Annotated in this window: 12 protein-coding genes; 9 read left to right on the top strand and 3 right to left on the bottom strand. The window is 37.3% G+C overall.

The annotated features are described in order from the left end of the window. Positions 1–6 precede the first annotated feature (6 nt). The 3 genes from L2B55_RS18940 to L2B55_RS14595 all read right to left on the bottom strand — a co-directional run bounded on the left by L2B55_RS18940 (position 7) and on the right by L2B55_RS14595 (position 3,553). The gene (locus L2B55_RS18940) at positions 7–1,317 is read right to left on the bottom strand and encodes a S9 family peptidase (RefSeq protein ID WP_255696580.1); all 1,311 of its coding nucleotides are present in this window, start codon (positions 1,315–1,317) and stop codon (positions 7–9) included. Continuing rightward, the gene (locus L2B55_RS18935; RefSeq protein ID WP_255696483.1) at positions 1,313–2,278 is read right to left on the bottom strand and encodes a DPP IV N-terminal domain-containing protein; all 966 of its coding nucleotides are present in this window, start codon (positions 2,276–2,278) and stop codon (positions 1,313–1,315) included. The genes L2B55_RS18940 and L2B55_RS18935 overlap by 5 nt, the downstream gene beginning before the upstream one ends. A gap of 666 nt (positions 2,279–2,944) precedes the next feature. Further along, positions 2,945–3,553, bottom strand: a complete 609-nt coding sequence (locus L2B55_RS14595; RefSeq protein WP_237846888.1) for a dihydrofolate reductase family protein — start codon at positions 3,551–3,553, stop codon at positions 2,945–2,947. A gap of 269 nt (positions 3,554–3,822) precedes the next feature. Here L2B55_RS14595 and L2B55_RS14590 point away from each other — a divergent pair, with 269 nt between their 5' ends. The 9 genes from L2B55_RS14590 (at position 3,823) to L2B55_RS14555 (ending at position 11,971) form a co-directional block, all read left to right on the top strand. Beyond that, positions 3,823–4,227, top strand: a complete 405-nt coding sequence (locus L2B55_RS14590) for a hypothetical protein (protein WP_237846887.1) — start codon at positions 3,823–3,825, stop codon at positions 4,225–4,227. Positions 4,228–4,501: 274 nt separating this feature from the next. Then, positions 4,502–5,065, top strand: coding sequence for a helix-turn-helix domain-containing protein (locus tag L2B55_RS14585; protein ID WP_237846886.1), 564 nt, complete (start codon positions 4,502–4,504; stop codon positions 5,063–5,065). A 365-nt stretch (positions 5,066–5,430) separates the two neighbouring features. Beyond that, positions 5,431–7,797, top strand: a complete 2,367-nt coding sequence (locus L2B55_RS14580) for a TonB-dependent receptor (protein WP_237846884.1) — start codon at positions 5,431–5,433, stop codon at positions 7,795–7,797. Between the two features lie 13 nt (positions 7,798–7,810). Next, positions 7,811–8,653 (top strand): DUF4249 domain-containing protein, encoded by an 843-nt coding sequence (locus L2B55_RS14575; RefSeq protein ID WP_237846883.1) that lies wholly within the window; start codon positions 7,811–7,813, stop codon positions 8,651–8,653. Between the two features lie 105 nt (positions 8,654–8,758). Beyond that, positions 8,759–9,019 (top strand): DoxX family membrane protein, encoded by a 261-nt coding sequence (locus L2B55_RS19090; protein WP_420854526.1) that lies wholly within the window; start codon positions 8,759–8,761, stop codon positions 9,017–9,019. A 404-nt stretch (positions 9,020–9,423) separates the two neighbouring features. After that, positions 9,424–9,741, top strand: a complete 318-nt coding sequence (locus L2B55_RS14570; RefSeq protein ID WP_237846882.1) for a hypothetical protein — start codon at positions 9,424–9,426, stop codon at positions 9,739–9,741. A 256-nt stretch (positions 9,742–9,997) separates the two neighbouring features. Further along, the gene (locus L2B55_RS14565; RefSeq protein ID WP_237846881.1) at positions 9,998–10,351 is read left to right on the top strand and encodes a DUF6922 domain-containing protein; all 354 of its coding nucleotides are present in this window, start codon (positions 9,998–10,000) and stop codon (positions 10,349–10,351) included. Beyond that, positions 10,352–10,600, top strand: coding sequence for a hypothetical protein (locus L2B55_RS14560; protein WP_237846880.1), 249 nt, complete (start codon positions 10,352–10,354; stop codon positions 10,598–10,600). A 348-nt stretch (positions 10,601–10,948) separates the two neighbouring features. Next, on the top strand, positions 10,949–11,971 hold the full coding sequence (locus L2B55_RS14555) for a LacI family DNA-binding transcriptional regulator (RefSeq protein ID WP_237846879.1): 1,023 nt from the start codon (positions 10,949–10,951) through the stop codon (positions 11,969–11,971). Positions 11,972–12,285: the final 314 nt, after the last annotated feature.

Below are 12,285 nucleotides of genomic sequence, written 5' to 3'. Positions count from 1 at the left end.
ATAATATTAATTGCAGCTCAATTCATTTTTGTTACGGTTTGGCGGATCAACCCCGAAAAAACTCTTTATAAAGAAATCCCTTTTTCGTTTTCTTCCGTAAGGACCTCCATCACTATGGCCCAAACCAGGTATGGGTAAGAAATCAAAGGTTTTACCGGCTTTTATCAGTGCATCGGCCACGCGGTAGGTTGATTCAGGAGGAACATTTGTATCTGCTTCACCAACAATCAACAATAGATCGCCTTGCAGTTTATGGGCATTGGTCACATTGGATTGCTCATCGTAATGTTTACCTACCGGATAACCCATCCACTGTTCGTTCCACCACTGTTTATCTATACGGTTATCGTGGCAACCGCATGAGGAAACGGCTGCTTTGTAAAAATCGGGATGAAATAACAGGGCGCCCAAAGCATTTTGCCCGCCTGCTGAAGTGCCGTATAAGCCTACCCTTGTGGTGTCAACATACGGATATTTTGCCGCAAGTGCTTTGATCCAAAGAATGCGGTCGGGGAATCCTGCATCGGCTAAATTTTTCCAGCACACATCGTGAAAGGCTTTTGAGCGGTTAGCAGTTCCCATACCGTCGATTTGCACTACAATGAATCCTAATTCTGCTATGCTTTGCATTTCACCATAGGGCAAAAAGTTTTTAGGAGAAAAAGCGTCATGCGGACCTGCATAAATATTTTCAATGACCGGGTAACGTTTATTTGGGTCAAAATTTCGCGGGCGGAACATTACACCCCAAATATCAGTTTTACTATCTCTTGCCTTAGCATGAAGCACTTCCGGTAAACGGATACCGGTAGCCAGATAGGCAGAAATATCCGCCTTTTCCAATTCCATAATTAATTTGCCGTCTGAAGTGCGGTGTAACTCCGTTACAGGTGGCACATGAGGCTGTGAGTAAGTATCAATAAAGTATCTTCTATCGGGTGAAAAAATCACCTGGTGATTACCTTCGGCAGGGGTTAGCTGAATTAATCCTTTTCCATCTAATCCAATACGATAGTAATGAATGTTATAGGGGTCTTCGTTTTTGTTCATGCCGCTGGCGCTAAACCATATTTCCCGTTTTTTTTCATCCACACTATCAACTCCGCGTACCACCCATTCGCCTTTTGTTATGGGTTTAACATTTGCTTTGGATGCATCCACTAAATATAACTGACGCCATCCGTCTTTTTCAGTAGCCCACAGAATTTCATTACTATTCTGAAGATAATTGGTATAAATGCGGTTTTCGTAAATGAAGGTGTTTGTTTGTTCATCAACAATATTTCGGGTATTGCCGTTTACTGCATCTACTTCAATGATACGAAAACGTTGATGCCCGCGGTCTGTTTTTTCGTATGTGAAATACCGACTGTTGTATTTTATTCCATCTTGGATAAGGCATCCCTAAAAAGTCGTATTTTTCGGTATTAACTTTAATAGGCTGTTTGTTGTCTACATGAAATACAAACATTTCATAGTTAGTAAATTCATCACCAGGTTGTGGATATTGTTGTGATTTTAGTAGACCACGGGTGGTGTTTTCTACAGAACTTAATACATAATATACTTCTTTAAATTCTTTAGGGTTGATTTTGTAAGCTATAAAATATTTACTGTCGGGAGACCATTTGATCTCTCCATACGGCTGTTGCTGTGTACCATCGGAAGTAAAAACCACTTCTGCGCCGCCGTTTACAGGACGCATGTAAACATTGTGGTTTTTAATAAAGGCAAACCATTTTTTATCAGGTGAAATACTATCGCTTTGAATATGCTGGAGCGTCCAGCGATTGTAAGAGTTAAAACGATATTTTAATGCCGATTCAGTAATAGATTGAACAGAAGGAGTACAGTTATAAGTAGACAGGTCACATTGCCAGTATTGGCCATTAAACTGAAGGGATATTTTGTTGGAGCTTTCAAATTTCATAGTTGTGATTTGCATCCGACGGGCATCAATAGGTTTTCCGGATACTTTGCTGATAGCCTCGGCCAATCGACTTTGATCAAAAGCGAGTTGCCTTTTTCCGTTAACTGCATCTACGTAAATGTACTCGGTGGTACTGTCTTTTGAATAATTGCGATACCAGAAGCTATTGCCATCGGCCTGCCAGTTGGGCTGTATATTCATTTTAAAGACAGTGTTTTTAACCATACTGTCTAATAAAGCAGCCTTTTGATAGCGTTCTATCACTTCTGAGTGGGTTGGTTTGTAGGGTGATAAGGGAATTGGTTTTGAAGGTACTGGTTGTGCTTTGATATAGCAAAATAAGGCCATAACAAAACTTAGTGTGAAAAAAAACTTTCTGCCGTACATGTATAATATGGTTGTTTGATTTTTACAGATTTTAGGGATAAGCATAGAACTAAAAATTATTTAGTATTTAGCCCGGTTGCAAAATTATTTTTGCAATGATTGTTATGCTATTGAAGAATTGATAGCTTCTTGTATCATATTAGCATGATGTATTGGATTATTTTGAAAATTCAGAGTTAGGTGAAATATTCTCTTGTTATTAAATGTGAGAACTTAGGGTTTTGTGGGCTTTCGGGTGGAAGGAGATGGGAGTTTTTCACTAATGATTACAATTAAAAGTGTTTTAAAATGCACTTTTTAATGTGTTTTATCATTGTGGCTGTAATGTGATTGAAAAAAGTGCATTGTAGTGCCTTTTTTGTGATAATAATAAATATTGGGTTTTCATTAGTTTATGTTTTCAAGAGCTTAAAGGAAAAGAACAAACAGTAATGACCTATTATAAATCGAAGATTCAATATTGTTTATTATTAAACATCTGAATGAATATTTAATAAATTCGGGAAATCCTTATGGTGAAGGTATTCAGATGGGTCATTTTTCTCTTATAAATTCCCGTATTTATGGACTGAATTCTTTAATTTTTTGAAGCCGTTCAATGCCTGTCTTCAACAGGCAGGTTTAATCCTAAGCTCCAACAGTGCCCGTCTTAACTTTTCCAGCTCGCTTGTAATTGGCGATAATAACTCCACTTGGTGTAACAATACTCTCTATTAATGTAAATGCTGCCGGAATCGTTCCATTGTCAAAAAGCTTTTTTCCCTTTCCTAAAGTCAAGGGGTGAATTTTGAGTTTGAGTTCGTCTACAAGGTCTTTTTTAAGCAGCAGCTGAACGAGTTCACTACTACCCCAAACTTGAATGTCTGAACCTTTTGAATTTTTGAGCTTTTGGATATCTGTTAATTTTTTTATTACTACTGAGTTTTTCCACCCGGTAACTATCGGGTCCGACTTTTTCATACTTTTGGAAAACACGTATTTTGTGCCTTCATTAATACCCGGCCAAAAGTCTCCATGTTCAGGCCAGTAGTCGGCCCAAATTTCATATGTTTTTCTGCCCAAAAGATAATCTGCAGGTTTCAGTTCTTGTTGAACCACCTTATCATAAACTTCGTCAAAATAGGGTGCTACCCAACCGCCGTATTTGAAACCGCCAGATTTATCCTCCTTAGGTTCCCCGGGAGCTTGCATTACTCCATCTAATGTAATCATTGATAAGACAGTTATTTTTCTCATAGAAAATGCTTTTAAGTTTTAGTCTTCGACAGACTGCTAAAAACTAAAATATACGCAAAAACAAATGATAATTAAGTGCCGAACTCTAATAGTGCATGCAAAATCCCCAACGGCCCAAAAAGGATTTCAATGCTAACAGGGCTAGATTGTATGATGGGGTAATAAGAGCTTAACATAATTCTTTTTAAAGCTTAAAGTAAAGATAAAATGCAGTTAATTAAATGATTAGAATCAATGCCTTATTTAGCTGCATAAAAATTTATTTAGCTATGAAAAGAAAATTAGTATTGATTCTTACACTTTTTGCCTTCAATTGTTTATTTAAAACAAATGCTCAAAGTTTAAATCATGAACTATCCCCGTCTTCTAAAGAAAAATCCTTAGAAGCCGTTCTAAAGGATGGATGGTATCCAGCATTCGTTTTTAACGATAAGCCGGACATGATTCAATTAATGGTTCAAATTAGTGATAATAAGGTAGTTGCTATGCGGTTTGAAACCGGTAGTCTGCTTGATGATGGAAGGAGCACTGAACTATATAATTATATTGGCGGAAACCTGAATATTAAGCGAAATGAGAATGGAGACATTATAAAAGCAAGCACACGCGTGTCAATAGTTGAAAAAGTGACAGACAACTATCTTAAAGCTTTTGATATCTATTTGAAGTTATAAGAGTCTTAATTTTTTATCCATCAAAAACTCCGTAATTAATCGCTATGGAGTTTTTCGCTTTTAAAGCTTATTGCAATGGATTTAAAATACTTATGAAACTGTATTCACTTTTCTAGCCCGGTAATGATTCCTCTTTTGCTGAGCTGATTAAATACTTGACAATGATATGAGCGCGAGTAGCACACAACCTAGGAAATACAAAATCATTAATATCTTTACGACCACGGCGGATTAAGACGTCGCACTCTATCGACAAATATGAAATGGGAAAGGCATGAGTACACTTTTTATTAAAAATATGGTCTGCAACCGCTGTATTATGGTGGTGCAAAACGAACTGGATAAACTGGGTCTAGCTGTAAAGTATATTAAGCTGGGCGAGGTTACACTCGATAAGGAACCTGCACCAGAAGAAAAAAAGAAGTTGGAAGACGTATTAGTTCCAATGGGCTTTCAGGTAATTGGTGATAGAAAGAGCCGAATTATTGAGAAGATAAAAAATGTGATCATTGAGCTTGTGCACTATCAGGACAATGATGTCAAAGCTAATCTGTCGGAAGTGTTGAGTAATGAACTTCATCATGAGTATAACTATCTTTCAAATCTGTTTTCCGAAGTGGAAGGCACCACCATTGAAAAGTATTTTATTGCCCAGAAGATAGAAAAGGTTAAAGAATTATTAGTCTATGATGAACTATCGTTAAGTGAGATAGCCTTCCGTCTAAACTACTCAAGTGTAGCTTATCTAAGTAATCAGTTCAAAAAAGTAACAGGATTAACACCAAGCCATTTCAAGCAGATCAGGGAAGATAAAAGAAAACCACTCGATAAAGTATAAATCTTACAAATCAATTCCATAATTCCACAATAGCTTCTGTTACTTTTATTGAGAATTTTGCCATGCCTTATAACAAGAAATAACAAGATTATGGAAACTAACAATTAAGAAACTTTATATTCCCTTGGAAGATGTTGAAAGAGGTCAAATGGGTTTCGGTATAGGACTTTTGCTCAATTATTAAGGTTCCAACCAAAGAATAGAAATAATGAAAAAAACTAAAAGGTTTTGTACCAAACCGGCTGCGTCTATCTGACCCAACATTCTACCTTTCTTTATTATTGAAATTAAATTAACTATTAAATAACAAACACCTGTAAAAAGTATACATTCTAATGATCTCCTTTATTTTTATGCTTAAATCTGTGCGAAGAAAGATTTGTCTTTTTCTTTCGCTACTTATTTCTTTTTCTGTAAATGCCCAAACCAAAGAGAAAACGACTATTAGCGGTTATGTCAAGCAGGCCGGCAATGGTGAGAGTCTTATTGGTGTCTCTGTTTTTTTGAAAGAAAGTGGAAAGGGAACCGAAACGAATAATTACGGTTTTTATTCAATGAGTGTTACTCCTGGTGAATACACAGTAGTATTTCAATACTTGGGTTACAAGTCCATTGAACGAAAACTAAAAATCATTGAACCCTCAACATTAAATATCAGTCTGGAATCTGAAGAAAAACAGATGGATGAAGTCACCGTTTCTGCTGCTGGAGTAAAAAAGAATGTTACCAGCATGGAAATGGGTATTAATAAATTGGAAATGCGTTCCATGAAAAAAATGCCGGCATTAATGGGAGAGGTTGACATTGTGCGAAGCATACAATTATTGCCCGGCATCAGCACCGTCGGCGAAGGTTCCTCCGGGTTTAATGTTCGCGGAGGTAGTGTGGATCAGAATCTGATTCTATTGGATGAATCGCCGGTATATAACAGCTCGCACTTATTCGGCTTCTTCTCTGTTTTTGATCCTGATGCAGTAAAAGATGTAAAGCTGATCAAAGGTGGGATTCCTGCTACTTATGGCGGCCGACTTTCGTCTATTCTCGATGTAAGGATGAAAGAGGGGAATGTCAATAATTTCAGTACTTCGGGCGGAATAGGAACCGTGTCAGCACGTGCACTCGTTGAGGCTCCCATTGTAAAAAACAAAGGCTCTTTTATTATTGCAGGTCGAAGGTCATATGCAGATCTTTTTCTGAAACTTTCTCCGGATGAAAAAGTGAGAGGCAACCAGGCATACTTCTACGATTTAAGTGGTAAGGCCAACTACACGATTAATCAAAATAATCGCCTGTATCTTTCGGGTTATTTCGGTAAGGATAAATTTAATTTCCGCGATGAGTTTGGAATGGATTGGGCTAACGCCACCGGAACACTTCGATGGAATCATACCTTTAATCCTAGCCTCTTTGTAAACTTTACAGGAGTGTATAGCAATTATGATTATTCGCTGGGCCGGCCAAGTGGAACCAATGCTTTTGAATGGCGGTCAAAAATTATCAATCAGACTTTAAAAGGGGACTTTACTTATTACATCAATTCGAACAACAGACTTAGCTTTGGTACGAACGTAACCTTTTATCAGTTTATGCCAGGAGAGGCTCGCCCATTTGGAGGTAATGTTACCTTTAATGACATAAAACTGAATACCCAGCACGGTCGCGAATATGCTCTTTACCTTGATAATGAACAGCAAATTTCGGAGCGTTTGTCAGCACAATATGGTCTTCGCTTGTCTGCGTTTGACTATGTGAGCGGCCAAAACAACTTTACTGTTTACGAATACGAAGGCGAAACAGGCAAAAAGAAAGATCCGGTAAACCCGAAAACATATGCCAAAGGTGATCTTATTAAGCGTTATTTTAACTTGGAGCCTCGATTATCATTACGTTATATTCTAAACGACGAATCGTCATTAAAGGCCAGTTATAACCGTACAACACAATATCTGCATTTAATTTCTAATACTACTGCCGCTACTCCATTGGATGTTTGGCAGCCAACAACCAATAACATGCAGCCTGAGTTAGCCGATCAAGTTGCTTTGGGTTATTTCAGGAATTTCAAGAACAATATGTTTGAAGCATCCGTTGAAGGCTTTTATAAAAACATGCAAAACCAGATAGATTATATTGATGGTGCCCAGATATTTTTAAACAGTAACCTCGAAGGCGAATTACTTTATGGCAAAGCCCGCGCTTACGGCCTTGAATTTTATCTGAAGAAGAATGAAGGAAAGCTAAACGGTTGGGTCAGCTACACCTTATCAAAATCAGAACGCAAGATCGATGGCATCAACAATAATCAATACTATAACAGTAAGTATGATAAAACGCATAATCTTTCTGTAGTTGGTATTTACGATATGAGTAATCGCTGGAGCTTCTCTGCTATTTTTACCTATTCTACGGGTGTTAATACAACGTTCCCGAATGGAAGATATGAAGTAGATGGCATTGTGGTTCCTAATAACACAAACGGGACAAGAAACAATTACCGTATTCCTTCTTATAATCGTTTAGACCTTTCGGCGACGCTGTATACACATCATAAACCGGGTAGCAAGTTCAGCAGTACTTGGGTATTCTCTATCTATAATCTTTATTTTCGAAAAAATCCATACACGGTTTATTTTCAGCCCAATAAAGATAATCCACAAGTAACGGAGGCAACTCGTTTGTCTATCATCGGTTCTGCAATTCCTGCAGTTACGTATAATTTCAATTTTAAATAGACCATAAGACTTTATGAAATACCTTAAACTATTTTATATACTCTCAATTTGCATGCTTTCGCTAAGCTCTTGCGAAGATGTCATTGATGTAAAATTAGATGATGGCCCTGCTTTATTATCAGTAGATGGTTGGATTACCAATCGCCCGATACCGGACACGATCAAGCTATCACACACGGCACCCTATTTTTCCAATAGTCCTGCTCCAGCTGTTGTTGGTGCGAAGTTAGTGCTGAGTGCGGCCAGCGGAGCTGTTGAATTGCTAACGGAGGTGTCTCCAGGTAAATATTTGGTCAAAAATATCAGGAGCATTGAGGGCGAAAAATATACACTCAGAATTGAATATGATAATGAAGTATATGAAGCGAAAACTCAAACAGCTCGCCAGGGATTTAATATTGATTCTTTAGCCTTTGAATACAAGGAAAAATCTTTGTACAGAGATGAAGATGGATATATTGTAAAGTTTTACGGGCAAGAAACTAAGGGTTTGGGGGATGCGTGCAGGATCAAGCTGCGCAAAAATGGCAATTACCTTTCTAAAGTTGCGGATCTGAACTTTATGAATGATCAATATGTGGATGGTAATAAATTGCAGGATCTGGAACTTTTCTCTGAAAAGCCATTCCAATTAAAAGATTTGGTGACAGTAGAAACCTGGTCGATTACAATGGATGACTACCATTTTTATGACGAGCTGCATATACAAGTAATGAATGGAGGGATCTTTGCCAATCCTCCTGCCAATGTTCGTACGAATGTGCAAAATGTGAATCCACAATCGCCTAAAAAAGCCGTAGGATATTTCGGGGCTTCGTTAGTGCGTTCGATAAGTTCAATAGTGAGGGAGAAATAATAAAAAAATAGAACTGAAATGGCATGATCCGTTTGTTCCATCATTTAATAGGTAACCAATGGATCATGCTGTTTTTAGTTAACCAATCATTGGTTCGGTAAAAAAATATCCAGCTCTATTTACACCGAACTTATTGGTGGCTTACAACTCATGGTGGGGTTGATCATCCACCCCGTAGCCATCGCCGTTTTCATTAATATGTTGGTAGCAACCATCACCATGATGCCTAAAGGATTTATTGTGGGTGGAGCTTTCTATCCATTTAGTTTGATAATCAGCTCATTGATTATCCTCCTTTCTGGCCTATGCTTTACAGCCTCGATCACCTGCTGTTCCATCGGGGAGAAAAAATGGCTACATAATTGACTTGCCTAATACCTTCTCAAGTGATACGCTCAAAACTACCGCTATTAGGGAGGGGCAGCCTGAAGGATTCCTAACGTGGACTGAATGTGATGGGGGTAGTGCTAACCTACGCCGCAGGGGCTTACAGTGCCAACCCAAAATATACTCAAGTCGGATTTGCCCATCCCATAATGAAAGGTCCCATAAATTTTGAAATAGTTCTTGTTTTGCTAAAAAAATGTGCTCATATTTACTAATAATATTAGTAATTGTGTTTCGCAAAATTGAATTTGAAAATAAAGGAAAAGTCTATAATCGAACAGTTTATGAAGTAATTCAGTAGGTTTAGTTTGAACTGATAAAGAGTTTTTAAAACTAGGCATTAAATAAAAGTAGGTAATAGTAGCATAGTAAAAGATGTGGATATGGAAAAGAGCATAACAACAGACAACCTCATAGAATTTACACCAGAGATTCTTAATCAGTTTAAACAGAAAGGCTATAAAACCATTGCTGTAACCGTAATTGAAAGCAACGAAGACATGACATACTTAGAATATATTAGAACTTATGGAGAAATGATTGCATTCTTGCTTATGCCTTCTTTTGATGAGTACGTCGATAAGTTCACAGATTTCGACAATCTCCCTTATCCAGTCGTATATCCCATCAACAGTGCTATTATAGAAAAGAGAGCTAATGGATGCTCTGGGGTAATTGTTTATGTAGAAGCGGATAGTTAAATCAGAAGTAAATAGACGGAAATAAGTATCAAATTAGAACTTATTTTAAGGGTAAGAGAATTGAAATTGTAGAACAGTGTGACTTATTTTAATTTATAGATATAAAACAGATATTCTTTGAAAAATATAAAGGAATACACCCTGGTATGATTCTAGAGAGGGAGTTAAAGAAACGGAATATCAAAAAGGTCCTTTTGCGCTTTCATTAGAAGTCTATCCTCAGACACTTACAAGTATTGCTAAAGGGAAAAGAGGAATGACTCCAGCGATTTCTTTGAAAATTGATAAGGCGCTTGGATATGAAGGAGGAACAATGCTTATACTTCAGGCTTTTTATGAGATTAAAATGGAAAAACAAAAAGAGCTAAAATCTCTACAACCTGACTTGAAAAAGTTCAGGAAAATACTTTTCTGGGACACTGAAATAAATAAAATCGATTGGCAAAAACAGTATAAACCTATAATTCAGCATATTTTTGAGAGAGGGAATGATGTAGAGAAGAAGGAGATTCTTAGGTTTTATGGAAAAGAAAAAATAAGAGAAATTACCGGTAGTGATAAGGTCACTGGCAATAGAATCCTTCTTTTAAACACAGGTAAAAACAAATAAATGCTATACTGGAACACTGTAAATGATCTTTTAAAAGAAAGCCTACTGCATTTTTGCGAGCTTGATCTGCATAAGTTACGTTTCGAATGGACCCATTACGAAGCTGAAATATTTAAGAATTTTAAAGACTTCTCATCAGCAGATGTGGATTTCGATCCAATATGCCTGAGAATTAAAGAATGGGAGTTCATTAAGGAAAACTTTGAGGAGGCTATTTCCGATAAATCTGTTAATACATCTGATGTATAGCAGGGTGTGGAGTTATATTGCTTGAATCTTATGAAGAACGAATAAAATCCCTTAAAAAATAGGGAACGAACCATCATCTATTGTCGCTGCTCATTGAGCATAATCGTTATATACGTGAAAGACAATTACATCTTGTGAAAAATATATGTTTTTAGATCGCTTGCAATAATAGTTTTTAGTTGCAGTGATGTTGAATAGTTTCATACCCGTTATAAGTATTCAGGAGTTTCGTAAAGGACAGGTAGCCGGCAGTTAAGAAATTTAAGGTTACAAGTAATGCAATCGATTGCAGTAATTTTAATCGTCGATTATTTGTAGTTTGTGTTTCCATATATTTGTTTCTGTAAAATGAAGGAAAAAGAAATTACAATTTATGATATAGCGGAGAAGTTAGGGCTTTCTTCAGCGACGGTTTCCAGGGCTTTAAATGGAGGCAAGGGAAATAAAAAGGAAACTATTGACTTGGTTATGGAAACTGCCAGTCAGATGGGATATCGCCTGAATACAGTCGCATCGAGCCTTCGAAAAAAAGAAACCAAAACGGTTGGTTTGATAGTGCCACGTATCAACATGTTTTTTCATTCCATGGTAATTAGCGGAGTGCAAGATAAGGCGCACGAATATGGCTACAATTTACTCGTTTCCCAGTCAAATGAAGAAATTAATATGGAGAAGGAGTTGGTAAATACCATGTTCTTAAGCAGGGTAGATGGATTGATGCTGTCCACAACGATGTTTACAAAGGATAGCTCATCATTAGATTCTTTCATTAAGAAAAAGATTCCACTGGTTTTTTTTGACAGGGTACCTCAAAATTATACAGGGCCTGTAATTGAAGGGGATGATTATCTGGGTGGTTTTATGGCAACTGAACACTTGATTGTGAATGGTTGTAAACGAATAGCCCATTTCACTGGGCCTACCGGCGTGAATATCTATAAGAATCGATTAGCGGGTTATAAAGATGCGCTGATAAAGCATAACTTACCGGTAGACGATATGATTATTTTTGAGCACTTATTAACCAAAGAATCTTCGGTAGAAGTCTGTGAAAAGATGTTTGCCTTGCAAGAATTGCCAGACGCTTTATTTGCTTCAAATGATTTATCAGCAATTGTAGCTGCCCAAATAGCAAAAGATAAAGGTTTAGTGATACCAGATGATTTCGCAATTGTAGGGTATTCCAATGACCCGCTCACTGAGATTTTTACTCCATCCATTACTTCTGTTGATCAAGCTGCGTATGAATTGGGACGCTTAGCATTTCAAACCTTGCATCAACAAATGAATCCAGTTGAATCACTGATTCTACCAAGAAAGCAGGTAGTGGGTGTTAACCTGATTGAAAGGGAATCGAGCAAACGGCAATAGTTTCTGTTCCGGCACACTCTATCAACTATCCAACTTTGGACAGCCCTGTGGCTTAAACCTTAACCATGCCCCTTTATTTTTTACATCAGCTAAGGCATTGTAAAATGACCTTAAGGCAAGTATTCACTTTTCTGTAGACCCTAATCCACCCAGTTCAAAATTCATTAACCAGCTTGTTCAACACTACAATGCAATCCTTTTCTTGTTTGTCCTCATCTCCGCTACTAAATCTCTAGGCTAAAAAGCCGTTTGAATACACTTAAATAGGTTTTTGAAAATTACGCAAACGTTTGCATAGATAATTTGTAATCGAT

The organism is Solitalea lacus (genome assembly GCF_022014595.1).
Lineage (GTDB): Bacteria > Bacteroidota > Bacteroidia > Sphingobacteriales > Sphingobacteriaceae > Solitalea > Solitalea lacus.
The sequence above is the reverse complement of the archived record's forward strand: the minus strand, read 5'-3'. Positions and strand labels throughout refer to the sequence as shown.

Bases quoted from the DNA above. Each gene is read 5' to 3' on its own strand.
- L2B55_RS18935 (WP_255696483.1), bottom strand. From the start codon at position 2,278: ATGGCCTTATTTTGCTATATCAAAGCACAACCAGTACCTTCAAAACCA.
- L2B55_RS14595 (WP_237846888.1), bottom strand. From the start codon at position 3,553: ATGAGAAAAATAACTGTCTTATCAATGATTACATTAGATGGAGTAATG.
- L2B55_RS14590 (WP_237846887.1), top strand. From the start codon at position 3,823: ATGAAAAGAAAATTAGTATTGATTCTTACACTTTTTGCCTTCAATTGT.
- L2B55_RS14585 (WP_237846886.1), top strand. From the start codon at position 4,502: ATGAGTACACTTTTTATTAAAAATATGGTCTGCAACCGCTGTATTATG.
- L2B55_RS14575 (WP_237846883.1), top strand. From the start codon at position 7,811: ATGAAATACCTTAAACTATTTTATATACTCTCAATTTGCATGCTTTCG.
- L2B55_RS14570 (WP_237846882.1), top strand. From the start codon at position 9,424: ATGGAAAAGAGCATAACAACAGACAACCTCATAGAATTTACACCAGAG.
- L2B55_RS14565 (WP_237846881.1), top strand. From the start codon at position 9,998: ATGACTCCAGCGATTTCTTTGAAAATTGATAAGGCGCTTGGATATGAA.
- L2B55_RS14560 (WP_237846880.1), top strand. From the start codon at position 10,352: ATGCTATACTGGAACACTGTAAATGATCTTTTAAAAGAAAGCCTACTG.
- L2B55_RS14555 (WP_237846879.1), top strand. From the start codon at position 10,949: ATGAAGGAAAAAGAAATTACAATTTATGATATAGCGGAGAAGTTAGGG.